We start from the raw sequence: 25,413 nt of genomic DNA, 5'->3' as shown, positions 1-25,413 counted from the left end.
ACCTCATGCACAATAGGCATAGATGTTAGCAAGTTAGAAGATATGTGCCAGCTATTAGGAATGAATTGCGCCACCCCTACAGACATTACCTTTTCTTTTCGTGGTTTTTCCCAACGAGCTGGTGTCACGTCTGATCACTGTGATGGTTTTGGTATTGCTTTTTTTGAAGATAAAGCCTGCCGCCTATTTGTCGATAATCAGTCTGCGGTTGAATCGCCAATTGCCGATTTAATTCGCAATTATCCGATTAAATCCCGTAATGTGATTGCACATATCCGAAAAGCAACACAAGGCAAAATTACGCTGGAAAATTCCCATCCATTTTTGCGTGAGTTATGGGGGCGGCATTGGATTTTTGCGCATAATGGCGATTTACATGATTTTAATCCCCAACTCAGTGGTCGTTTTGAACCTGTGGGCAATACCGATAGTGAACGTGCATTCTGTTACTTGCTGGATCAAATGGTTCAAACATTTGGCTATACCGAGCCTTGTATCGAAAAAGTCTTTTCCCTGTTAGAGCGTATTGCGCCACAGATTGCTGAATTCGGCACGTTCAATTTCTGCCTGTCCAATGGCAAGGCACTGTTTAGCTATGCAACCACCAAGCTGCACTGGCTGGTACGTGAATACCCATTTCAGCATGCCCACCTGATTGATCTGGATGTCGAGGTTGACTTTAGTGAGGTGACCACCCCAGAAGATCGTGTGGCTGTGATTACCACTGAACCTTTAACGCATAATGAAGCGTGGAAAGCGTATCAGCCTGGAGAAATGATCTTGTTTGAACATGGTCAACCGACTAAACATGCTTTAACGCGGGTCGAGCGTCTTATGCGGGAAGCTGAAAATCCAGCATTAAAGCGCATAACAAGGGCAGACCAATATTAGAGAAGAGAACAACAGAGTGGCTATTATCTCATTCAGATATTGTAGAGGGTATTCATTTTATAGATTTAAAAACACTTGCTGGTTTTAAAGCAGGTTATGGGTGTGAAACATATATTCCTGATTTAAAGTGATAGAGCCTTATCTTTAAAATCTGAATAATAGGTTTTAATACCAAAGTATAATTTAAAATAATAAAAATTATTTTATTTCAATAAAATAATGCGGTTAATTTTATCATTGGTTAAAAAATACTTGAGTGTTTTGATCGGTAATAATATTAAATTAAATAGAAAACAATAGGTTAGTTGTTTTTAAGTGAAAATTTTTAAAATCTGACAAAAACGCTGTGTTTTTATTTAAAAAATTTGTCGATATGATGTTTTTATTCACTAAATAACGTTGGTTTTCAGGTGGGGTGTGGGGATGAAGTGGTCTGTCGAATATGATACTGGAATAGACGTCATTGATGATCAACATCGTCGTATTCTGGATTATATTAATGAAATTGCTGATTTAAAATATGCCAGTGATCGGGTAAAGATGAAAGGGATTCTGGATAATATTATTGATTATACCCAGTCACATTTTATCTTCGAGGAAAGCTTGCAGGAAGAGGCAAACTATAAATACCGTATACCACACAAGCGCGTACATGACTTATTTATCAAGAAAATAGAGTCCTATCGAGAGCGTTTTGAGTGGGGGCATGATAAATAAGGGATCGAACGAGTAAAATAATAAATGATGCGCGGCAAATCATCTGAATGGGTGATTTGCTTTTTTCTTTCGGCATCTTTTGTTTTGATTTTCAAGCTTGAGAAAGGCAAAATAGATTGAATATTTCATTGTAAGCTCCATAAAGAAGTGCAATGAGTTCAAGGATTTTTTCAAGGAATGCATTATGCAGGACACCGCTCTGTCACGCTGGCTGGCTCCAGTGATGGCATTTTGCTTATCTTTTGTCATGATCACAACATTAGCCCCTACCGTTGGTATCCAGATTGATCGTCAATTTGACTTCTGGCTGTTGTGGTTGGGTACTATGTTTGTGTTGGCATTACCCATTGGCTATCTTGAAATTGCTTTAGCAAAGCGTTCACAGACCACAGCATTACAGGCACTTTCCAGCTTAACACGTGATGCGGATGCCTCACCTAGATGGCGTCTGGTTGGCTGGTTAGCTGTGATTTTTGTTGCCTTTTTTACAGGGAGTGTTTTAACCACAGCAACGCATGTGGTCGCTCTGCAACTTGCAGCAGATATGTCTAGCCAAATTATTTTTGCGGTTTTGGCAATCATCGCTGTTGGCCTGTCCTTTATTCCACGTTTATTTTTAATTGCACTGACAGCAATTGGTGTGATTAGCGCATTTATCCTTGCCAATGTAATGGGAACCCAGCTACAGGCATGGCACTGGACAGGAGTGGAGTTTAGGGAATGGGGCAATGCCACCGTTTTGGCTCTGGTGGCCAGTGGTTTAGGCTTGGGTCTATATTGGCAGAGCAGCTTGTCTACAATTAAAAAGCAGGAAAATGCAACTTCAGCCACATTACCGATCTGGATAGCCCAGTTATTTGCCGTGATTGCTTTTGGATTCTTTTCAATTCAGGCCCAGCTTCCAGCTCTAGCCTGGGTGTTTGCTGCAATCATGTCAGCCGCGTTATTGATTCAATTGGCGAAAGAACAGTTGGCACAACGTCAACTTGCAGTCATTGTGCAGTGGGTGATTATTGTTGCTGCCATTGCAGTTTGGATCATACCTCAGGTTGAGCAAATCTTTAATGTTTTACTGATGTTATGGGGACTGGTAATTTGCCTGATCTATGCCATTTTTGCAGGCTGGATCATGAAGATTAGCCATCTGCGTAAAGCCATGAATTTTAGCAATGAACTGTTTTATAACCTGTGGCGTATTGCCGTGCGTCTGGTGTTGCCACTTTCCATTATTGTTGCGATGGTGGCCGTTATTGGACAAAGTCTATAATGGAACAGGGCAAACAAGTCTGGGTTGCCTTTGCCAGCCCTGAGCATCAATTTCATATCGCCGTTGCCTTTATTGAGGGCATGACTGCATTGCAGGCAATCCAGAACAGTGGCTTGGCTGATCAGGTCAGTTTACCTGAACCTTTGCAGTTGGGCGTTTTTGGTTCAAGAATTGAGGCTGAAACAATATTGCAGGCTGGGGACCGTGTTGAGGTCTATCGCGCTTTAACCATTAATCCCAAAGATATTCGACGTAAGCGAGCTGCAAAGAATCCAGTTGGTCGATTTGTAAAGGGTAATCGCTTTAGGCCATCACAATAAGAGGGGCTGCTGATATTTCAGCCATGCCTTGCGTTATAGGCTAAAACCATACAAACAAGGCATGAAACGCAGGCAATGGCGATACCCTTGTCAAGTTTCATAACGAAGTTTGGGGCAGTTTTAGCCATAACCCTGCGGGACAGGGACATTTTTTGCCGCTACTGCGTTATGCCTTATTCATTTAGAATAGCTAAATCTCATAAGTCATGCCTTGTATCGTCTAAAAAATGTCCTCTGTCGCAAGCATCTGTGAAATATTAGCAGCCCCTCAGAATAAAACCCCTCACGAATGCTTCGATGAGGGGCTTTATTTATGGGAAAGTGGTTATAGTGGGGGCGCAGTCAAGATGGCTTCTTTTGATGCTGGTAAACCAGGCTGTGATTCAGGGATGGTATCCAGGCCCTCAATACGTTGTACATTACCATTTTCGTCAAAGTAAACTTTTAAATGTTGGCCATGGGCTGCTGGTATTTTTGCTTTTTTTGCATAGGTGCCTGGTATATAGTTGTAGATGTAGTCCCAGCGCTGTGGATTTAAAGGATCTGTCACAGTTGGACTACCCAGCAAGAAACGGACTTGCTGAAAGCTCATGCCGACCTGTACTTGAGAGGCCTGTGCTTTGGTTAAGGGTGTTCCCTGTGGAATATCAACTTTATAAACACCAAAGACTGAACAACCGCTAAGTACTGAAGTGACGAACAACGCCAGCATGATTTTTTGCATTTTGCTACACTATCCTGATAAATGATGATGCATTTGATTCAAGGATAGATCATACTGCATTTAAATACTAGGGTCTGCTGCCATTTCAGCCATGCCTTGCGTTATCGGTTAGAACGACATAAACGAGGCATGAAACGCAGGCAATGGCGACTCCCTTGTCAAGTTTCATAACGAAGTTTGGGGAAGTTTTAACCATAACCCTGTGGGACAGGGGCATTTTTTGCCGCTACTGCGTTATATCTTACTTATTTAGAATTGCTAAATTTCGTAAGTTATGCCTTGTATCGTCTAAAAAATGCCCTCTGTCGCAATGAGAGCTGAAAGCTCGCAAGGTGAAATGTCAGCAGACCCTACTTGCCTATTCCAACTTAAGATTTGTTGAGAGACCTTTTTTCATGCCTATTTCCAACCAAGACTTACGTAAAGCTGGACTTAAAGTCACCCTTCCTCGTATTAAGATTTTGGAATTATTAGAAAATTCAAAGCAACACCATTTAAGTGCGGAAGATATTTATAAAACACTGCTAGAGCAAGGTGAAGATGTTGGCTTGGCAACAGTTTACCGTGTGTTAACACAATTTGAGGCTGCTGGAATCATTCAGCGTCATCATTTTGAAAACAACCACTCTGTTTTTGAAATTATGCAGGAAGATCACCACGACCACCTCGTATGCCTGAATTGCAACAAAGTTGTTGAATTTACAAATGATGTGATTGAAAAGGAGCAACATTCAGTTGCAGATCAGCATGGTTTTGCCTTAACTGGCCATTCGCTGAATTTGTATGGTTATTGTAGTGATGCTGAATGTCAGGAAGCTTTTCGTAAGAAATAAGTATTCAAGCTCGTAAAGTTTGTTTAATTGACCAAAATTAAACCAATAAAAAAGAGAAAGTTGCTCACAACTTTCTCTTTTTTAATGGATTAAAAAAAATCGCTTATTGACCATCAAAGGTAATATTTTTGCTGGCACTGAGTAGTTGATCTGCACCTTCTTCTGAAAGTTTGATGGTGAGACGTAAATCGTTTGGCGAGTCTGCATGTTTAAGTGCATCTTTGTAGGTGATTTCACCTGCCTTATAAAGGTCAAATAAGGCTTGGTCAAAGGTCTGCATCCCTAATTCACGTGAACGCTTCATCAGATCTTTAATTTCATGTACTTCACCTTTGCGGATGTAATCTGCCAATAATGGTGTATTGATCAAAATTTCAATGGCAGCACGGCGTGAATTACCGTCAGGGGTTGGAATCAGCTGTTGTGCGACCATTGCTCTCATATTAAGCGACAAGTCCATATAAAGCTGGCTATGGCGATCTGCTTCAAAGAAGTGAATGATACGGTCCAGCGCCTGGTTGGCGTTGTTGGCATGTAGGGTGGCTAATACCAAGTGGCCTGTTTCCGCAAAGGCAATGGCATAGTCCATGGTTTCACGGGAACGGATCTCACCAATCAGGATCACATCAGGTGCCTGACGTAAGGTATTCTTCAATGCAATCTCAAATGAGTCAGTATCAATACCCACTTCACGTTGAGTGACAATACAACCCGCATGTTGATGTACAAATTCAATTGGGTCCTCAATGGTAATAATATGACCCTTTGAATTTTGGTTACGGTAACCAATCATCGAAGCTAATGAGGTTGATTTACCTGTACCTGTTGCGCCTACAAAGATAATAATACCACGTTTGGTCATGGCGAGTTCTTTCAGCACACTAGGGAGCTTGAGTTCATCCATGGTTGGAATAACAGTTTCAATACGACGTAAAACCATTCCAGGCATATCACGCTGTTGAAAGGCGCTTACACGGAAACGAGCTGTTTTCTCACGATTGACGATTGCAAAATTACACTCTCTTGTTTCAGCGAATTCTTTGCGCTGCTTGTCCGTCATCACTGAATGGATCAGTTGACCGACAATTTCACCCGATAGCTTGGTTTTGGCAACAGGCACAATTTGTCCGTTAATTTTCATTGACGGTTCAACATCTGCGGTGACAAACAAGTCCGATGCATTTTGTTGAATCATCAGATTAAGTAAATCATTAAAATCCATATTATTTCTCTAATTCATTTATTTTTATAGGAATGATTCTGGCTGTTTGGCTGCGCTACGAGCAGTTTGAGTATTGATGATTCCCTTGGATACAAGTGTTTTCAGACTCTGATCCAGTGTGGTCATACCGTAGTTTGCACCTGTTTGAATCGCAGAGTACATTTGGGCAACCTTGTTCTCACGGACAAGGTTACGAATTGCTGGAATACCAATCATGATCTCGTGTGCTGCAACACGACCACCACCATTCTTTTTCAAGAGGGTTTGGGAAATCACCGCTTGCAGTGATTCTGAAAGCATGGCACGTACCATGTCTTTTTCTTCAGCAGGGAATACGTCAATCACACGGTCAATGGTTTTTGCCGCAGAGGTGGTATGTAGTGTACCAAACACCAAGTGACCCGTTTCCGCAGCAGTCAATGCCAGACGAATGGTTTCCAGGTCACGCATTTCACCAACCAGGATAATGTCAGGGTCTTCACGCAGTGCTGAACGCAGTGCTTCATTGAAGCCATGTGTATCACGGTGCACTTCACGCTGGTTGATCAGGCATTTTTTAGACTGGTGTACAAATTCGATTGGGTCTTCGACCGTTAAAATGTGGTCATAGCGGTTTTCGTTGATATAGTCGATCATCGCCGCAAGTGTGGTTGACTTACCAGAACCTGTCGGTCCTGTCACCAGTACAATCCCGCGTGGATAATCACAGATTTCCTTGAAGATTGAACCCAGCCCCAGATCTTCCATACTTAAAACCTTTGATGGAATGGTACGGAACACCGCACCCGCACCGCGGTTCTGGTTAAACGCGTTCACACGGAAACGGGCAATGTTGGGCACTTCAAATGAAAAGTCTGTTTCCAGCTTTTCTTCATAGTCACGACGTTGTTTATCGTTCATGATGTCATACACCAGACGGTGTACATCTTTATGCTCAAGTGCTGGCAAGTTGATTCGGCGAACTTCACCATCCACACGAATCATAGGAGGCATACCTGATGAAAGGTGTAAATCCGAAGCACCGTTTTTGACTGAAAAGGCGAGTAGTTCTGTAATATCCATAATTTCCCCGAAACAAACCAAAATGTCTCATTATTTTGTAGAATAATATACGGCTTTCATTCAGGCTTACCAACACCCTGAGTCCTATCAATGTAAAAAAAGATTTTACAAGTGAGAACTGTGTCAATGAATCAATCGCAACAATCCCGTCAATCCGTATTAGATCAGATTCAACTGGCGTGTGAGCGTGTCCAGCGTGATCCTGCATCCGTGCAATTGCTGGCTGTTTCAAAGACCCATCCCAGCCAAAGTCTGCGGGAAATGTATCAGGCTGGACAGCGTAGCTTTGGGGAAAACTATTTGCAGGAAGCGTTGACAAAAATTGATGAACTACAGGATTTAGAGATTGAATGGCATTTTATTGGTCATGTACAGCGCAATAAAACTAAACATTTGGCGGAAAAGTTTGATTGGGTGCATGGCGTAGATCGCCTGATTATTGCTGAGCGATTATCCAGTCAGCGTATGGACAGTCGAAAGCCTTTAAATATCTGTATTCAGGTGAATATTGATGGGCAAGACAGCAAGGATGGCTGCCAGCCTGATGAGGTTGCTGAACTCGTTAAACAGATTAGCCAACTTCCAAACATACGTTTACGTGGGCTAATGGTGATTCCAGCGCCAGAAAATAGTGTCGCATTTGCCGATGCAAAAACCTTGTTTGAGCAAGTAAAATCACTACATGCACGGCCTCAAGATTGGGATACCTTGAGTATGGGAATGTCAGGTGATCTGGACGCTGCTATTGCGGCAGGTTCAACCATGGTCAGAGTCGGGACAGCGCTGTTTGGTGCACGGGACTATCATCATTAGAGCTTGGTAATTTGGGGTTTGATTTTGATCAGTTCGGCTGTTCCAAATAAAGAGGCAAAGGGCACATCTTTAGCATCCAAACCTGTACCAACCCTTACAAACTCATCAATCGCTCCCATATTCGTTGCATCAAACAGTATCCATTCTTGACCCAGATAAACTTCAAAAATGGCATGGAAATCAGGTAGCGCCTTGTAAAAAGGCATATAGCCAAACACGATTTGACATGGTGAAATTCTAAGGTAATGAACGAATCGTAACAGGTTAAGCTAAGCAAAAAAAAATGCCAAGTTGGATTTGCCGGTTTTTAAATAAAGCGTTGGGCTACTGCATATTAACCCACTACTTCAATCCGACTTGAACCAGAACCCATCGGCTGCACCTGAATCTGCACAGGAATCCGTTCATGCATTTCCTGAATATGTGAAATTAAAATGACTTTACGCCCTTGGCTTTGTAATTGATCCAGCGCATTCATCACCATATGCAACGAAGATGCATCCAGCGTCCCAAAACCTTCATCAATAAACAGTGACTCAATTTTCATGGAACCTGAGGCCATATTGGCAATTGCCAGTGAAATTGCAAGGGCAGTGAGGAAAGATTCCCCACCAGAAAGCGAAGCCACTGAACGGGTTTCGCCATCCATATCATGATCGATAATCGCCAGACTAAGCGAGTTATCCAGGCGCTTTAATGTGTAACGTTGCGATAACATCGCCAATTGCTGATTGGCATATTCCAGCAAAATATCCAGATTATATTGTTGGGCCAAATCACGGAAATCTTTGCCCTTAGAATCGCCAATCAAACTGGAAATTTTATTCCAGCGGTATTCCTGCTGTTGTATCTGTTGAATTTGATCTGCAAACTGTTTTTGCTTGGCAAGGTTTTGCTGATGCAATTCAAGCTGAACTTTATATTGATCTCGTTGTTCAAGCTGCTGTTGCAGTTTGTCCTGATTTAGCTGAATCAGTTCGGTCAGTTGTTCATGTTGGATCTCAGGTTGCTGTTGCTGGTGTTCATTGAATAGCTGTTGCGCGGTTTTAAGCGCATAGGCGGCTTCGCTCAAGACACGATCCGCATCTTGTAGCGTTAAGCGGATTTGCTGTTCCTGCGTTGAAGAAATGACTAGCAATTGACTGAGTTGCTGCTCTTCAAAATCTCTGTGCTGCGTCAACCATGCACCGATTTCTGTTGTGCATTGCGTGAATGTTTGTTGGTTGTGCTGGTGCTGTGCTTTGAGTTGCTCTAGTTCATTTTTGTGTTGCTCAAAGCTTTGTCGTGCCTGTTCGAAATTCTGTTTTAGCTGCTGATATTGATGCTGCAGTTGCTGGCGTTGTTGATCATGTTGATGCAACCATTCATTGGCTTTGAGTTCTGTTGAACCTGCCATGGCCAGAATGAGTTGATTGGCATCCTCACTATTTTGTTGACCCTTTTTCGCAATGTCCTGCAACTGCTGATTTAGCTCAGTATGTTGCGTGCTCAAAGCATTGAGATTTGATATTAATAAATTGAGTTGTTGTGTGCTGTGCTGTTGCTGTTTACCTAGTCCGTCCGCATGATCAAGCTGTTGTAGGCGTTGCTTTAAACGCTGCACAATCTGTTTTGATTGTACTAATGGTTGTTCCAGCCAAAGTGTTTTCTCATGTGAATCCAGGCAATCCACAATATGCTGAATCTGTTGTTGTAACTGCTGTACTGTTTCCAGTTGATAGGCCGTGTTCTGGATAGACTGGTTTAAATGAAGCTGCTGTTTGCTGGCATGGCTGAGCTGTTGTAATTCCTGATCAATTTGTTGTTTCGCTTGTGTAGATTGAGCGCTTAAGTGATGTAATTCTGTCTCAAGCTCGTGTTGCGCTAAATTAAAATCGAGTTGAATATGCGTTTGAGTCAAATATTGCTGTAACTCTTGCTGTTGAGTATTTAATTTTTCCTGAGTTTGTTGCAAGGTGGTTTGGCGCTGTTTTTGCTCAGATTGAAGCTGGGTGAATTGTTGCTGTGTAGTCTGCCAAAGCTGGAAGCATTGTTGCTCTTGCCGTAATGCCTGTTGTTCCTGCTGTTGCTGTAATGCATATAAGGCTTTCGAAACAGGACTTTCATCCTCACGATAGGGGTGTTCAGTACTGCCACAGACCAGACAAGCTTCACCTTGTTTCAGTTCAGCACGTAAATGTTCAATATTCTCGGCATGGAGTAAGCGTTGCTGTTGCAAGACCTGCTGTAATTTTTCCCGCTCGGTTTTTGCTGCCTGAAATTCACTTTCTGCTTTTTGAGTATTTTGCTCGAGCTGTTGATACTGGACTTGTATGGTGTTTAATTTGTGTTGCAGCTCTGAGACTTCATTTTTTAATTGAAAATGATGTTGTAGTTTTTGTTGAATCACATCCAGTTGATTTAGCTGAATCAACACTTGCTCTTTCTGTGTCTGTTTCTGCTCAAGGGTGTGATCAATCTGCTGCGTTGTACCAAACTGCGAGATTAATTGATCAAGTTGGCTTTTATCTTGCTCAAGTTTGCTTTGAGCTTGTTGAATATTCCCCAGCGTATTTTCAACTTTTTGATAATGCTGAATAAACTGCTCTAATTGTTGTACATGGGCATGCAGACCCTTATCCAAAGTTGAGAAGTGGGCACTTTGCTGTAATTGCTCAAGGCAGCAGGTCTGTTGTGTGCCTATATTCTGGATGTTCTGCTCAAGCTGTTGCTGCTGTTGTAGCAAAGGTTGTTGCTGGGTTTCGATGTGCGTCAGTCTGCTTTTGGTTTTTTTATAATCTTCGGCAATATAGTCACGTTCCTGAACGTATTTACGTAGCTGACTCAACTCATCTTGATGTTGCAGCTCAAAATTTTGAAATTGTTGCAGCGCCGTTTCCGCTTGCATATAGCAGACTTTTTCCTGCTCAAATTCTGTGGTTAAGCGACTAAAATGTTGCTGTTTTTGTTGAAGCTGCGGCTCAAGTTGTTGCAGTGTTTTTTGGATTTGCTGTTGTTGAAACACAACAGGGCGAATGTCAGAAAAGATGTCCAATTGTTCAAGCAACTGGCGATCTGTTGCGAGGGCAGTATGGGCATTGAGTTGCGTTTCATGCTGCCGCTGTTTGATGGTGATTTCACTTTCTAGCTTTTGTTGTTGTTCAAACCATTGCTGTTGTTGCTTGAGTTGAGTCCGCTCGGTTTCAAGCTGCTGGACCTGTTGTTGTGTCTGTTGGAATTGCACTTGTATGGCTGCAATTTCTTCCTCGGAACGGATTTCAATATGACCTAAAACATTTTCCAGTTGTTTGCGCTGGTTGGTCATTTCACGGGTTTTTTCAAACGCCAGTTGACCAATTTTGGCAAAGATACTTGAGTTGGTCAGGTATTCCAGCAATTCGCCTCGTTCAGTATCACGCGCCTTTAAAAATGCGGTCACTTCCGATTGTGCCAGTAAAACGGCACGAGTGAATTGTTCAAAACTGAGTTGGGTAATTTGCTGGATATGGCTTTCGACGGCTTTACTTTTATCTGCAATCACCACGCCATCGGTCAGACATTTGAGCGAGCGCTGCACACTTTGCAATTTCCCACTGGCATTTTCACGGGCACGCTTAATTTCCCAACGCGCCTGATAATGTTTTTGGTCTTGTGCCACAAAACACAGTTCAGCAAAGCCGTGTCCTGTACCGCGACGTAAAACGGTCAGGGGAGAGTTGGTCAGCAGTTCAGAACCATCTACGTCCAGAAGCTTGCCGTCACTTTCTTTAAGGCGAGGAATTTTATTAAACAGGGCCAGACACATGGCATCTAAAATGGTGGATTTGCCTGCACCAGTTTTGCCGACAATCGCGATCAAGCCTGCATTAGCCAAAGGATCACATTCAAAATCAATAAAGTGCTCACCTGCAAGAGATGCCAGATTTTTTAGTCGAATCGATAAAATTTTCATGGCATGTCCTTAAGAACTTTGATCATCTTCAAGTTTTTTTTGTGCTTCATTGACTAGACTTAAGAAATCTTTGGTGACTTCATCATCGGCGTGATAGCCCTTTTTCTCCCAGATCTGCTGGAATAATTTTTCTGGTGTGGGTGGCTCTAGGCTAATGCTCTGCTTGTTTTCAGCATTATTTTCATTCGATAAATATTGTCTGGAAATACGCACCAGACGGTAGCGATCCTTTGGCAAGGCATCTTCAAATTGTTGGCGCAAATTCGGCTGTGGAGGAATCGCCGTATGATATTCGATATCGACATATTCTCGATGGTCAATATTTTCGATAGGGCCACTGGGTAGGTTTTTAAGCTGCTGCATAACCGCTGTGAGTTCATCTTTAATTTTATGCAGTTGAATACTTCGTGGGATGGCCAATGCTTCAAAATCCAGCTTATTTTCTGGTTTGGTCGAGTCAATCGTGACTTCAACCACTTGGTGCTTATAGTTGATTTCACTAAAGGACAAGGGAATTGGGGAACCGCTATACCGAATATGATCTTGCCCAACTTTCTGCGGTTTATGTAGATGTCCCAGCGCCACATAATCAATGCTGTCATCAAACAGGCTGGTCGAAAGTGCCTCTTCATTGCCAATAATAATTGGCCGTTCTGAATCTGAAGTTTCCCCCCCTTGCATATGGGCATGTGACATCAGGATTAGGGCCTGATCATCTGTTTTGCGGCATTTGGCTTCGGCAATGAGTTGTTGATGTAAGTAGGCAATGGCATTTTGACTATTAGTGGTATGTTCATTAAAGCCTGTTATCTCTGCAGAGCGTAAGAAAGGCAGGGCAATACACCACGCGACAACCTCTTTTTGTTCATCGTAGATTGGCAAAATTAAACGATCTAAATCTAAATTATTTTCTTTATTCGGGCGAATCACCCCAACCGTTTTGGCATTATATTTCGCTAATAATGGCTCAACCTGTTCAATTCGATAGCCTGAATCGTGATTGCCTGCGATCATCAGTGTTTGCATGTGCGGTGCGCGTTCATGCGCATCGGCGAGGAATTGATACAGTTGTTTTTGTGCCTGAGAACTTGGATTGATCACATCAAAAATATCGCCTGCAATCAGCAAGGCATGCGGTTGTTTCTGTTTGATTTGTTCAAGTAACCATGTCAGAAATTGTTCATGTTCATAATGGCGGGAATGATTATAAAAGAATTGCCCCAAATGCCAGTCAGACGTATGAAAAAAACGCACGGTCATGAAATAGAAAATCCCTATTTTTGTATGGGAATAAGGTAGCATAAAATTGTACATGACAATTTGCAAAAGAATGGTTAAAGATAAAAGTGATGCTTAAAAATGTATTTTTTATAACTACGACATCTTGAGTCGTTGAGTTTATTCAGTTAACTATAGAGTTGACTGAATTATTGATATGATAAGTTTTTATATTCATGATGTATGAGAAAATATGAATATTCAGGGGATACAGGCAACTTACCGCCGTTTATATCATGAAAGTCCAGTCTGGAAATTATTAAGAGCAGAAAATGCGCCACACATTTTAGCATTTATTGCCGATTTATTTGTCGAAGAAACCGAAGTTCCCTATGGTCGTGCCCGAAGCTTACTGGATGAATTTATTAAATATAGTCGCGAACAGGGATTGTGGCAAACCGAAAATAATGCAGCCTATTATTTAAATAGCTGGATTAAGGCAGGCTGGTTGCGTGAAATGGATGACATGCTCAGCAAGACTGATGCCAGTGAAACAGTATTGCGTTTTTGTCGCAATCTAGACGAGCGTCATAGCAGTACTACTGCCTCACATTTGAGAATTGTACAGGATGCAGTACGGGATTTCGTGGTTGCCATTAGCGACAGTATTGATGATCGTGTCAACTTATTAGAACAAAAGAAAGCCCAGATTCAACAAGAAATTGATGACTTGCATGCAGGGGTGGTGACGCAGCTCAATGAAGCGGAACAACGGGAACGGATTCGGGAAATTTATCAACTGGCTTCTATTTTAACAGGTGATTTTAGGCGAGTTGAAGATGAAATTCGTCAGTTAGATAAAGAGTTAAGAATTGATATGATTGAGGGCAACGCTTCACGAGGTGAAGTGTTACTGGCATTGATGCAAAAAGAGCAATTACTTGCCAAAAGCGATGCTGGCAGTGCTTTTGATGGTTTCTGTCAATTATTACAGGATCAGGATCGTTCCACTGAGTTTCGGGAACAACTACGCAGTATTCTCAATCACCCTGTAGCACAGCAACTTAGTGAAGCACAAAAGAAATATCTAGGACAGCTCATGCGTGAACTGGCGCGGGAAAGTGGTCGGGTATTTCAGGTGCGTCGCCGTACTGAAGAGGGATTGCGGGCATATATTGAAAGTGGAGCTGCACTGGAAAATCGTATGATCGAGCGTTTGCTATCGCAACTGGAAAAACAGGCAGTGAATTTAACACTGGAACAGCAGTGTGATTTAAAAACCGAAATGCAGGTGTATTTGGCAGTCGGTTCGGTTCAGATCAGCTCACCTGAAAATTTTGCTTTGAAAAGTCCGAATGAACACATGGATACACGTGGCGTACAGCAACAACAAAATCGTAAAGAACCGAGTAATCAAATGCTGCACTATCTGGACAGTGTACAGGTACGAGAGGTTGCTGAGAAAGCACGCCATACATTGCTGAAAAAAGGGGTTATGAGTATTGCACATTTAACCCAAGAACATCCATTACAGGCAGGTCTGGAGGAATTGGTGGCATACTTACGAATTGCCAAAGCCATTAAAGCGCCGCAATTAACAGAACAAAATGAGCAGATTCAATTTCAGGATCAACATGGCGTGAATCTACAAGCCCGTATCCCGACCTATTATTTAAGTGCAGAATTATTCCCTGAAAATTTAGATGAATTGGCATTATAAGAGTGTAGAGACATGCAACCACAAGAGAGCAGTTTTTTTGATAGGGTGCGTCGCCCAACATCAGACGAAAATCATGATATTCAACCGCAGCGCATCGCCGAAGTCGAAGTCGAAGATGAACTGATAGAAGTTGAAGCAGATCAAGAGGTGGAGAACGATTTACAGCTAAGTGATGAACTATCTAGTATGCCGCATGAAGCCAGACGGGTTTTGGTCTATTTGATGCGACAGGGAACGATTCTGGCAGCTGAAAATCTAAAACTGTTTGATGTGTTATGTCGTTATGAAACAGTGATTCGCCAGCATCTTGCCGAAGTATATATTCAACTGGTTTTAGATGCCAAACAGGGCGTGGCGTATATTATTAATACTGAAAACATCAATGATGAAAATGACGATACAGCATTATCGGATGATTTCCCTACGCTGATTCGAAAGCGTACCTTAACCTTATATGACACTTTGGTATTACTCATTTTACGGAAATATTATCAGGAGCGGGAAACCGCAGGTGAGCAAAAAATTATTATTGATCTGGAACGAATTCAGGCAAGTTTGACCCCTTTTATTCCGATTACCAATCATGACAGTAAAGACCGTAAAAAACTAAGTGGCACACTAGGGTCTGTTGAGAATTACCGAGAGTTAATTACACTCGCACACAATTGAATCATGGCTTCAAAACTCGTATCTGTTTTACAACTACGCATCGCTATACGTTTAAATTCTTTTAACTTACAGAAATAGTTTTCAATGAGATGACGCCATTTATACATAGTCGTATCAAATGCTCTCATTACTTTTCGATTAGATTTGGGTGGGATCACCACTTTCACTTTACGTTCATTGAGTTCTTGGATGAGCCAATCTGCATCAAATGCTTTATCCGCTAGTAATGCTTGAAAATCAACATCTTCGATTAAAGGTTTGGTTTCTACTAAATCGTGATATTGACCAGGCATTAATCGAAACTTAATGAGGTTACCTAGACTATCCACTAAGGCAAGAATTTTACAGGTCATTCCACCTCGAGATTTACCTATAGACTGTTTGAAAGTCCCCCTTTTGCACCTTGCCCATGTCGATGAACTTTAACAATCGTTCCATCAATCATGGCGTATTCCAAATCAACATCTTCATTTACAGATGCAAAAATAGTTTCAAATACACCAGCTTTAACCCAGTCACGGTATCTTTTAAAGACGGTATTCCATTTACCAAAATGAGCAGGTAGATCACGCCATGGACTGCCCGTACGGGCAATCCATAGGACTGCTTCTAAAAATAATCGATTATCTTTTCCACTACGACCTCGATCGGTCACTTTACCTAGGCAAAAAGGTTCCATTTTTGCCCATTGGGCATCAGTAAGTATGTATCTATCCATAGTACTATTATAAATTAATCAGTAGCCTTTGTTAATTCTCAACAAGCCCTAGATAAATTCAGTGAAAAGAAAATTCTCAGTGTAATACGAGGTGAGGATGGGCGTTATGAAATTACACCGATTATCCGTTATGTGGTCAATGCTGAATTTCTACAAAGTTTATTGACCGAATATGAGCAACTGGCAGATAAAGCAGCTATGCATCAATGCGAGCAGAATAAAGGAAAGGTATAATGCAAGAAATGACTTTGGATACTTTATTTGCTCAGGGACAAATTCGTCTGGCTGAGATTTCCGTGTTTAACTGGGGCTCATTCCATAATTTACATACAGCCCGAATTGATCCTGAAGGGACGTTGATTACAGGTGACAATGGTGCTGGTAAATCTACCTTTATTGATGGACTGATGGCATTGTTACAACCTGCCAGCAAAGCCAGTTTTAACGTAGCAGCCGCACAGGGTGACCGTTCAGATCGTTCTTTAGTGACCTATATGCGTGGCAGTTACGGCTCTGAACATGATGGTTCCACTACCAAAGTCAAAAGTAAACGAGAAAAAGCTGTAACCACGGCACTACGAGCCTTGTATATTGCAGAGGATGGTTCTCAGATTACCCTGATTGGCTTGTTTTGGCTTGGACAAGGCAAAAATTCACTCAGTGATGTCAATCGTTTATATATGATAGCCAGTCGCAATGTGTTACTGACTGAAGTATTAGAGATTTTTGCCGATGGTAATACACGCCAACTGAAACAGCATTTTAATCCCAAGACAGATCAGCGTATTCATTATTTTGAAAGTGATTTTAAAAGCTATCAGGATATGTACCGTAAATATTTATTTATGGACAATCAGAATGCACCTGCATTACTTTCCCGAGCATTGGGTTTAAAGAAAATTGATGATTTAACCAAGCTGATTCGGGAATTGGTGTTAGAGCCGAGTAATTTACGAGAAACTGCACAAACGGCGGTGAATGAATTTGCTGATTTAGAAGCCAATTATAAGCATCTGGTGGATACGCGTGAACAGGTGGAGCATTTAGAGCGTTTGCCACAATGTGCTGAACAAATTGCCGAATTGACGCAGCGTTTAGCGCAGCTTCATTTGGAAAAACAATCGATTGCTGCTTATTTTGGTGAATTATTTGCCGCATTATGGACTGAAAAGTTACAGCAGCTTGAACAGGAATTGCTACAACTCAAACAACAATTTCAGCAGATTGAACAACTGGAACAGGATGCAGAGACACGGCAGGAACGTCGTCATGAGGAATATTTACAGTTGGGTGGTCATCAGATTGAAAATCTGCACAAAGAACTGGGTTTTATTACAGATAAACTCAAAAGTCTGGTTATAGAAGCATCTCGTTATCAGGACGATGCCCGACAGTTACAACTTGCGGATGATTTAACCGAGCATGCTTTGCTGGAAAATCAGGGTATTGCGACTGAAAAATTGGTCAATACTGAACAGGATACCAAGCAACGTCAGGATGAATTTGCTGAAATCAGTGGAAAATACGCACAAACCCAACAACAGCTCAAAGATATTCAGGAAGATATTCAGGAAATTGAAGCCAGACCCGATAGTAATATTCATGATGTGCATTTATTGCGTTTACGTGATGAATTAAAACAGCATTTATCTTTTGATGAACATGAACTGATGTTTATTGGGGAATTAATTGATGTTAAAGAGCACGAAAAAGCATGGCAAGGCGCGATTGAGCGAGCATTAGGTGGACTCAAAACCACATTACTTGTGCCACAGCATCGTTATTCGATGGTGACCAAATGGGTCAATGCGCGTAATAATAAAACCCATGTGCGTTTACAGGTGGTTAATCTAGAACAAGTGGAGCATGTCCATTTTAAGGACAATGGTTTTCTTGGGAAGTTGCTTTGGCGAGAACACGCCTATCGTGACTGGTTAAAACAGCATTTACAGCGTTTTGATTTAAATTGCGTGAGTAATACCCAAATACTGGATCATATGCCATTTTCCATGACTCAACAGGGCTTAATTCATTTAGAACGAGGACGCTTTGAGAAAAAAGACCAACAACGTGTTGATGATCGTAAAGCATGGTGTCTGGGCTTTTCCAATACCTCTCGTCTGAGCTTGCTTAAACATGAATATAGTCAGTTAGAACAACAGCTTAAACAGCTATACCAACAGATTGAACAGGCTCGGCAGTTACTTAATAATGTGAATCAGCAAAAAGGCATGTGGGAAAGATTGCAGCGTTATCAATGGGATACTATTAATTTACCGTATTGGCAACAACGTCAGCAACAAACCCAACAGGACTTGCAGCGTTTACAGCAGGCAGATTCTGATGCTGAACAGGCTCGCCAGCGTTGGGAAGATGCAAAAAATGAGCTCAAACAGATTCGCTTACAAAAAGGTGAGTCACAAAAAATCCGAGGTCAGTTAGAACAGCAACATCGTGATACCCAGTTAAAACAGCAAAAAGCACAACAAGCAGCTGAGCAGGGAATCAGTGATGATGCCCGACAATTATTGAAACAACGGATAGGCGAAGTCAAACAACTAGATGATGCGTTGCAAGGCAAATTCGAAAAAGAGCTAGATGAACTGGTTGGACAAGCGAATGATCAGAAAGCAAAGGCAAGTAATACGGCAATAGGAATTATTGGAGCATTTCGTGGTAAAGATAAATGGGCACATATTCCCTTACAACGAGAATGGGCGACAGGGCTGGCTGCTTTAGAGGATTATGTTGCCTATTTGCAGGAATTACAGCAGGAGGGTTTGCCGAATCTGGTTGAGCAATTCCAGCAACGTTTGCATAAACACACCGCTCAGTCTTTAAGTGTGATTCAGGATAAATTGAATGCAAATCGGGAAGAAATCATTGACCGAATTGACATGATTAATCAGGTATTACAACGCACGGAATTTAAGCTCGGCAGCTATTTAAGACTGGGCTATAAGAAAGAAAAATATCCACATGTACACGATTTCGAACAACGTTTAAAACAGGTTTTATCTGGCGTGAATAGTGAAGAATATGAACGTCGTTTTAAACACTTGGCGGAGTTAATGGCGATTTTGGACAGAGCCAGTAGCTCGGCAACTGCCAATAATCAGGAAAGTTTACGTTTGCTTGATCCTCGTTATCAAATGTCATTCCATGCCGAAGAAGTGGATGCGCAAACAAGTGAAATAAGGGATGTGTTGGAATCCTCTAGTGGAAAATCAGGCGGTGAAAAAGAATCCTTTGCAGGTACGATTGTCGCAGCAAGTTTAGCTTATGTATTGACACCTGATGGTTATGATTACCCGATTTATAGCACTGTATTTTTAGATGAAGCTTTTTCCAATACCGCTGAAGCAGTCAGTCGCCGTGTGCTAAAAGTATTTAAGGCACTCAAAATACATGTCAATCTGATTACACCCTATAAAAACCTGAATCTGGCACGTGAATCTGCCCGATCATTACTGATTGCTGAACGTGATATTGACCAACATGAAAGCCATTTATGTGAAGTCACATGGCAAGAGATTGATGAACGGATGCAGCAACGCAAACAGACCATAGCCATCGAGGCGCAGCAACTTGGAATTGAGCTTCATGGCTAAAACAGTAGCATGGGGAATTTTGCCTGATGATGCCATCGCTCAGTTACGCAAGAAAGAATGGGATCATCCACGGCATTTAAAACAACGTTTGCGCCATCAACGTCCATTCCCGATTGTACTTTCACTCAAAGCCCCGACAGGTCAGCAGGCATTTGCAGATATGGATCATTTCCATACATTTTTTAAGACATGGAAAAATTTTGGCTATCCTGATCTGGTGGAATGGCAACAACGTCAATTTAAACAGTTGGCAACACAGCATGTCCCTGTCAAACTGGTCATTCCTACATTGGATGTCATGGTGGAGTTGTTAGGACAGCAACAGCGATTTAAAAAAATTTCAGACAAAATTTCCTTTCTGTTGCAACAGCTATTTGTAGAGCCACATATAGAATATGCACTATTTTCTACATTAATTGAATATTTAGAACAGATTGAACAATACCCTGAACATGATTGGCAATTACTGATCCACTTGATTGCCCAGCTTAAAGCAAATATGGGCGCAGGGCATTATTTAAGAGCATTGCCTTTACAGCATGTCGATACCAAATTTTTAGAAAAAAATCTGATTTTTGTGGAAGCTATTTGTGATGTCTTGCATCAAGGCGAAATACAAGCAACAGGGGGATTACTCAGTTGGCTTAATTGTCTGGATCATCCTAAAGGCTGGCTAATGATCAAACCCTTATGTGCCAAAGTGCAACAATCATTGGGTGGATTTCCAGTCTTTCAGCTTTCGACTGATGTATTGACAGAATTTGAATTGCCTGCCCAACATATTATTGTGGTTGAAAATATTCAGTCAGGTTTAGCCTTACCTATGTTGGAAAACAGTATCGTGGTCTGTGGCGGCGGTAAAAATATCAAATGGCTGGATGCGGCTTGGCTACAACATAAAAAAGTTTATTACTGGGGTGATCTGGATTCAGAGGGTTTAAATATCCTGAGCATGGTACGCCAAAAAATTCCGGATGTTATTCCTTTAATGATGGATGAAGCCACAGTACTGCAATTTCAGGATAAAATGGTCGATGAACCTGATTCTGTCTTTAGCGAACCGCAATATTTAACAGCAGAAGAGTTGAGTTTGTTTCATGCTTTAAGAAAGAATTGCTATAAAAATAAGCGACTGGAACAGGAACGAATCAGCAATGACTGGATAAATTTATATTTGACAGTAGAATCGAAGTTATTAAAAAAATGAGGAAATACAAAAATGAGTTCAGGAAAAGTAAGCCGCGAAATTATTGATCGCATGATGTTGATTGGTTTGGATCGGGTCGCAAAACGAAATGCCTTTGATAGTCATATGATTGAGGATTTATCTCTGGCTTTAACCGAATATGAGAACAATCCTGAATTACGTTGCGCCGTGATTTTTGCACATGGTGATCATTTCACGGCAGGTCTGGACTTGGTGGAATTACAACCCAAAATTCCACAGGGCATTTTTAATTTTGGGGAAAGCCAAATTAATCCCTGGGGTGTTGGTGGGCGGCACAGAACAAAGCCTGTCGTTGTCGCAGTACAAGGGATTTGTTATACCGCTGGGGTGGAGTTGATGCTGAATGCTGATGTGGTGATTGCCAGTGAAAATACGGTATTTGGTCAGCTTGAAGTGCTACGCGGAATTATGCCTTTTGGAGGCGCAACCGTACGTTTTGTACAAGCGGCAGGTTGGCAAAAGGCCATGCCGTATTTGTTAACAGGTAAGACCTTTAATAGCAAAACGGCTGATCAACTGAATCTTGTGTCTGAGATTGTTGAAAATGGTAAACAATTGCAACGTGCCATCGAAATTGCCAAAGAAATTTGTATTGCTGCACCGCTTGCTGTACAGGCCTTATTGGCTTCGGCAACCGATGCGGTGACACAGGGGCAGACTTTTGCATTCCAGAACATGGACAGTTATCTCAAACCACTGTTTGTATCAGAAGATGCACAAGAGGGAGTACGTGCCATGCTGGAGAGACGTTTGCCACAGTTTAAAGGGCAATAAAAACCAGAATTGACAATTCATGCCATGAGGGAGTGTCGGTGAATAATTTTAAATCGGTTTATCTTCGTTCAGGTTTATATTGTGACTGGATTTTTTTGAGGGCATGGAACAGGTAGAAATGTCGTTCCTGAGAAAGCCCTAGACCGAAACGGATGGGTTGAGCCGCATCAATAAAGATTTGCCCTTGCTGTTTGTTGGATGAGTTGGCGACATAATTCTCACGGATTCTGGTCACTTCATGCCATTGGAAAGATTTGGATTTTCCTATTTTTCCAATGCCTGTAAAAACACGTCCTCCTTGACGGTCAATGCTTAGTTCCACTTTGCCGAATGTCATCATGAGGGTCATGAATCCAAAAAATAATGTGCCAAGCAGAAATGGAATCCCAAATAGGCTTTGTAAAAGGCTGAACTGCTGCTTTGCGATTTGAGTACCATAAATACCACCCAATGACCCACCTGACCAAATCAGCATAAATGGCACAAGAAAGAACGCGATTGGACTTCTTAGCGTTGCCCCAAGCCTAATTTCCTGCATATTGTTTTTATACCAGGCCCCTTTAGGAGGCTGGTTCAGGTCAAATGCAAATGCAGGCATGTCGAAATGTTCTGAAACACGAAACAGGTGATTGCATGCCTGGCATTTTCCCATATCATTTTGAATATTGATATTGTCGTTTGCCACTTCTGTTTGACAGTTTGGACATTTCATTTTTAAAACTTAACTATTTTAATTTTATGAAATTTTAGTATAACACTGACATTTTACATTCATATTCATTTCTTAAATATTAATGAAATGATGATCTTAAATATTTTAAGGCTATCTAAAAAAATAAAACCGACGATTCGAGTGATGAGGAATCGTCGGTCAAAATCTTAATCTGCATTTTGGCTGCTAACAAAAGCACAGACAAAGATTGGAGAGTCATAATGAAAGGTCACCGAAAACGTTGCGGATGCCGTGCAATGTCCAATCGGTTGCTGCGACCTAATACCCTATATAACGGTGATAGTTGAGGATTGGTTGACATAAAAATGAAAAAAAAGTGAAAAAAAATTATAATTATTTCTCGAAACCGCTCTAGCTAGGTTTATGTTAATGATTTCATTGCGTTTGTACTATATTTGGTTTTTTATTATTTGTCTGGTTTCAACTTTGATTGCTGGGGTATTGGCAGCAATTCTACCCAATAGTATTGGTGGTGTGCTTACCGCTGTTCCTTATTTAATCGCGATTATTTTTGTCTTATTCAGGTTTTTAAAGCAACAGCGCCGCGCCCCAACTGCGCAGGAAAAGAAATGCCTAGCTTTTGGATTTACCCTGATTTTTTGGGGATATAACATTTGTGGTTTATTACTTGGTTTATTTATGTTTTCGGGTAAAGACCCTGAAATCTGGCAGAATTTCTTACTCTATTTAAAACAGCCACAGTTCCTTATCACGGTGTTAGGCATGTGGTTGGTGATTGCCTTACCCTTATTTTTAATTACTTACTGGTTTTATGGACCACAAGCACAAAGAATGGCAAACAAGATGTTTAATTAGGATAAAAAACTTCACTTGTAATTCATGCCAATTTTGCCAAGACTAGGATGCATATCATTTTATAAAGGTTGTGTGATGCAAAAATTAACTGTCCTGGTCACGGGCGCCAGTGGTTTTATCGGTTCCTATCTGTTGCCATTTTTATTGGAAAGGCAATACAAGGTCATTGCGCTCACTCGGCAAAAGAATAAAGTTTCTGATCATCCAGATTTAACTTGGGTAAATGACTTTGAACAGATGAGCTCCCAAAAGATTGATTATGTGATCAATCTAGCTGGAGAAAATATTGGGCAAAAACGCTGGACGGAACAGAGGAAGCAACAACTCATTGAAAGTAGGGTTTCTATGACCCAAAGGTTGTACGAGTGGCTGGAGCAAAAGCAGATTTTCCCACAATGCATTCTTTCAGGTTCAGCGATTGGCTATTACGGCATTGATCCACAAGAACAATGGACAGCCATCTGTGATGAAAACACACCACCGCAAACCATTTTTATGTCTGAGCTTTGTCAGGCATGGGAACAAACTGCACTAAAATTTACCCAGCAAAATACCAAGATTATTCGATTGGGCGTTGTGTTTGGAAATGGAGGGATTTTACCGCAAATGCTGTTACCCATTCGCTTAAATGCGGTAGGCAAGATTGGTTCAGGACGGCAGCCAATTGTCTGGATTCATATTCAGGATGTACTCAATGCAATGGTTTTTCTGCTGCAATCGAACAATAAGCAACAGGTTTATAATCTGGTTGCGCCTGAGCAATCCAATCAGCAAGAATTTGTTCAGGTCGCAGGGCAGGTTTTAAAACGTAGGCCTTTTATTCGAATGCCGAAATGTGTCTTTGAACTGGCTTTGGGGGAGCAATCCCAGTTGATTTTAAATGGTCAGTATGTAAAACCGAAAGCATTGCTGGACCAAGGTTTCCAGTTTCAATATCCCGACCTGAAATCGGCCTTGAGCGAAATTTTAGGAAGAGATTAAATCCTGTTTTTTTAAGCGTTCTGGTGAATAGGCGATTGGCGAAACAAGGGTTTCTTGTCCTAGCATTAACTGGCGCAGTAAACGTGCTGAACCTGCTCCCATACACAGTCCGTTACGGAAATGTCCAAAATTGGCCCATAGGTTTTCTATTTCAGGCATTGCGCCAATATACGGAATGCCATGAGGGGAGCTAGGACGTAACCCAGCCCAGCGTTGCACAATCGGGAACTGTTCCAGCTTAGGCACCATTTCCAGACAGGCTGTTAAAATATCTTGTTGTGTTTGTTCATCCACTGTGGTGCTAAAGCCACAATCTGCCATGCTTGAACCGCAAACAATGTGACCATCCTGACGTGGAATCAGATACATTACCCGATTCATACACATGGTGGGCAACCAGTTTTCAGGCGTTTTAAACAGTAGCATTTGGCCTTGTACAGGATGCACAGAGATTTTTCGTTGAACCTGTTCTGACCAGTGCTGGCTCCATGCGCCACAACTCATCACAACATGATCTGCACTAAAGTTTCTGCCATCTTCGGTCTGTACACCTTGTACCTTTTTATTTTGAATGATCAGTTTTTCAATCGGGCAATGTTCAAAAAAACGCACTGAGGAATGCTGTTTTAAATAGCCAATCAGCGATTGTAATAGACGGGGATTACGTACATTGGAGAGCTGTGGAAAATAAATCGCTTGCTGGAATTGTGCTGAAATATGCGGATTAACCCGTTCAAGTTGCTTGCGATTGAGCAGGTCGCATTGCTGCATCGGTTCATTGAATTGGGCTGCGTAACTTAACCCTATGTCGAAATCTTCTCGGTCAAAAATCAGCATGCCTGTATCGTGGATTTGAAAATCAATGCCTGTGATCGGCAGCAGTTTTTCATTCCACATTTGATACAGCGATTTGCCATATTGCGCGAGTTGGTTGACCTCAGGTGCATATCGCCACGGATACATGGGGGAGAGGATACCGCCACCCGCCCATGAAGCAGCCTGACCCGCTTGATGCTGATCAAAAATATCAACTGAGCAGCCTTGTTCAGCAAGCTCCAGTGCAGTCATTAAGCCACTAATGCCTGCACCAATGATGGCGATATGCATAAAAATCTAAACCAAAGTCATAGTTTAATTTCAGCTTAATTTAAACTATTTTAGAATT

The 25,413-nt window shown here is 41.6% G+C and carries 19 protein-coding genes and 4 pseudogenes; 14 read left to right on the top strand and 9 right to left on the bottom strand.

All coding sequences use genetic code 11. From position 1 onward, the window contains the following. Window positions 1-42: 42 nt before the first annotated feature. From F988_RS09970 to F988_RS09955, 4 genes and pseudogenes are all read left to right on the top strand, one after another. Window positions 43-891: a class II glutamine amidotransferase gene (locus F988_RS09970; protein ID WP_004682790.1), complete on the top strand. Its 849-nt coding sequence runs from the start codon at window positions 43-45 to the stop codon at window positions 889-891. Window positions 892-1,308: 417 nt separating this feature from the next. After that, a pseudogene (locus F988_RS09965) lies at window positions 1,309-1,599 on the top strand (bacteriohemerythrin); the annotation flags it as partial. Window positions 1,600-1,792: 193 nt separating this feature from the next. Continuing rightward, on the top strand, window positions 1,793-2,875 hold the full coding sequence (locus tag F988_RS09960; protein WP_004682788.1) for an SLC5/6 family protein: 1,083 nt from the start codon (window positions 1,793-1,795) through the stop codon (window positions 2,873-2,875). Continuing rightward, window positions 2,875-3,195: an RnfH family protein gene (locus F988_RS09955; protein ID WP_004682787.1), complete on the top strand. Its 321-nt coding sequence runs from the start codon at window positions 2,875-2,877 to the stop codon at window positions 3,193-3,195. Before F988_RS09960 ends, F988_RS09955 begins: the two co-directional genes overlap by 1 nt. A 325-nt stretch (window positions 3,196-3,520) precedes the next feature. Here F988_RS09955 and F988_RS09950 read toward each other — a convergent pair whose 3' ends face one another. Further along, the gene (locus F988_RS09950) at window positions 3,521-3,919 is read right to left on the bottom strand and encodes an outer membrane protein assembly factor BamE (protein ID WP_004676608.1); all 399 of its coding nucleotides are present in this window, start codon (window positions 3,917-3,919) and stop codon (window positions 3,521-3,523) included. A 395-nt stretch (window positions 3,920-4,314) separates the two neighbouring features. Between F988_RS09950 and fur the strand changes: the two genes are divergently transcribed. Continuing rightward, the gene (gene fur / locus F988_RS09945) at window positions 4,315-4,752 is read left to right on the top strand and encodes a ferric iron uptake transcriptional regulator (RefSeq protein WP_004682786.1); all 438 of its coding nucleotides are present in this window, start codon (window positions 4,315-4,317) and stop codon (window positions 4,750-4,752) included. Window positions 4,753-4,855: 103 nt separating this feature from the next. Here fur and F988_RS09940 read toward each other — a convergent pair whose 3' ends face one another. Together F988_RS09940 and F988_RS09935 are read right to left on the bottom strand one after the other, a co-directional pair. Next, window positions 4,856-5,974 carry a PilT/PilU family type 4a pilus ATPase gene (locus F988_RS09940; protein ID WP_004682785.1) on the bottom strand — a complete coding sequence of 373 codons (1,119 nt, stop codon included), beginning with the start codon at window positions 5,972-5,974 and terminating at the stop codon, window positions 4,856-4,858. Between the two features lie 24 nt (window positions 5,975-5,998). Further along, a complete protein-coding gene (locus F988_RS09935) occupies window positions 5,999-7,036 on the bottom strand; it encodes a type IV pilus twitching motility protein PilT (RefSeq protein WP_004682784.1) in 1,038 nt (345 codons plus the stop codon). A gap of 126 nt (window positions 7,037-7,162) precedes the next feature. Here F988_RS09935 and F988_RS09930 point away from each other — a divergent pair, with 126 nt between their 5' ends. Then, complete coding sequence (locus F988_RS09930; protein WP_004682783.1) at window positions 7,163-7,849, top strand: YggS family pyridoxal phosphate-dependent enzyme; 687 nt, start codon at window positions 7,163-7,165, stop codon at window positions 7,847-7,849. On the opposite strand, the gene F988_RS09925 is transcribed toward F988_RS09930, so the two are convergent. The 3 genes from F988_RS09925 to F988_RS09915 form a co-directional block, all read right to left on the bottom strand. Beyond that, window positions 7,846-8,055, bottom strand: a complete 210-nt coding sequence (locus tag F988_RS09925) for a hypothetical protein (protein ID WP_004682782.1) — start codon at window positions 8,053-8,055, stop codon at window positions 7,846-7,848. The genes F988_RS09930 and F988_RS09925 overlap by 4 nt on opposite strands. 128 nt (window positions 8,056-8,183) lie before the next feature. Then, entirely contained in the window at window positions 8,184-11,780 is a 3,597-nt protein-coding gene (locus tag F988_RS09920; protein ID WP_004682781.1) for an AAA family ATPase, read from the bottom strand. 9 nt (window positions 11,781-11,789) lie between these two features. Beyond that, window positions 11,790-13,040 (bottom strand): exonuclease SbcCD subunit D C-terminal domain-containing protein, encoded by a 1,251-nt coding sequence (locus F988_RS09915; protein ID WP_004682780.1) that lies wholly within the window; start codon window positions 13,038-13,040, stop codon window positions 11,790-11,792. A gap of 211 nt (window positions 13,041-13,251) precedes the next feature. Here F988_RS09915 and F988_RS09910 point away from each other — a divergent pair, with 211 nt between their 5' ends. Beyond that, window positions 13,252-14,718, top strand: coding sequence for a DUF3375 domain-containing protein (locus tag F988_RS09910; protein WP_004682779.1), 1,467 nt, complete (start codon window positions 13,252-13,254; stop codon window positions 14,716-14,718). A gap of 12 nt (window positions 14,719-14,730) precedes the next feature. Then, window positions 14,731-15,339, top strand: a pseudogene (locus tag F988_RS09905) (DUF4194 domain-containing protein); the annotation flags it as partial. A gap of 14 nt (window positions 15,340-15,353) precedes the next feature. Here F988_RS09905 and F988_RS14715 read toward each other — a convergent pair. Then, window positions 15,354-16,105, bottom strand: a pseudogene (locus F988_RS14715) (IS5 family transposase). Window positions 16,106-16,153: 48 nt separating this feature from the next. On the opposite strand from F988_RS14715, the pseudogene F988_RS15615 reads away from it, so the two are divergent. From F988_RS15615 to F988_RS09880, 4 genes and pseudogenes are all read left to right on the top strand, one after another. Next, window positions 16,154-16,339 (top strand): annotated as a pseudogene (locus F988_RS15615) (DUF4194 domain-containing protein); the annotation flags it as partial. Further along, window positions 16,339-19,716, top strand: a complete 3,378-nt coding sequence (locus F988_RS09890) for an ATP-binding protein (protein ID WP_004682777.1) — start codon at window positions 16,339-16,341, stop codon at window positions 19,714-19,716. The pseudogene F988_RS15615 and the gene F988_RS09890, both read left to right, overlap by 1 nt. Further along, the gene (locus F988_RS09885) at window positions 19,709-20,923 is read left to right on the top strand and encodes a Wadjet anti-phage system protein JetD domain-containing protein (RefSeq protein ID WP_004682776.1); all 1,215 of its coding nucleotides are present in this window, start codon (window positions 19,709-19,711) and stop codon (window positions 20,921-20,923) included. The genes F988_RS09890 and F988_RS09885 overlap by 8 nt, the downstream gene beginning before the upstream one ends. A 12-nt stretch (window positions 20,924-20,935) precedes the next feature. Continuing rightward, window positions 20,936-21,718: a crotonase/enoyl-CoA hydratase family protein gene (locus F988_RS09880; protein WP_004682775.1), complete on the top strand. Its 783-nt coding sequence runs from the start codon at window positions 20,936-20,938 to the stop codon at window positions 21,716-21,718. Window positions 21,719-21,776: 58 nt separating this feature from the next. Here F988_RS09880 and F988_RS09875 read toward each other — a convergent pair whose 3' ends face one another. After that, complete coding sequence (locus F988_RS09875; protein WP_004682774.1) at window positions 21,777-22,430, bottom strand: hypothetical protein; 654 nt, start codon at window positions 22,428-22,430, stop codon at window positions 21,777-21,779. Window positions 22,431-22,820: 390 nt separating this feature from the next. On the opposite strand from F988_RS09875, the gene F988_RS09870 reads away from it, so the two are divergent. Both F988_RS09870 and F988_RS09865 read left to right on the top strand, forming a co-directional pair. Beyond that, on the top strand, window positions 22,821-23,267 hold the full coding sequence (locus tag F988_RS09870) for an ABZJ_00895 family protein (protein WP_004682773.1): 447 nt from the start codon (window positions 22,821-22,823) through the stop codon (window positions 23,265-23,267). A 75-nt stretch (window positions 23,268-23,342) separates the two neighbouring features. Next, window positions 23,343-24,248: a TIGR01777 family oxidoreductase gene (locus tag F988_RS09865; protein ID WP_004682772.1), complete on the top strand. Its 906-nt coding sequence runs from the start codon at window positions 23,343-23,345 to the stop codon at window positions 24,246-24,248. Here the strand turns inward: F988_RS09865 and thiO are convergent. Next, a complete protein-coding gene (gene thiO / locus F988_RS09860; RefSeq protein WP_004682771.1) occupies window positions 24,234-25,355 on the bottom strand; it encodes a glycine oxidase ThiO in 1,122 nt (373 codons plus the stop codon). The two genes, F988_RS09865 and thiO, sit on opposite strands and share 15 nt — an antisense overlap. Window positions 25,356-25,413 lie beyond the last annotated feature (58 nt).

This window comes from Acinetobacter parvus DSM 16617 = CIP 108168 (genome assembly GCF_000368025.1).
GTDB lineage: Bacteria > Pseudomonadota > Gammaproteobacteria > Pseudomonadales > Moraxellaceae > Acinetobacter > Acinetobacter parvus.
The sequence above is the reverse complement of the archived record's forward strand: the minus strand, read 5'-3'. Positions and strand labels throughout refer to the sequence as shown.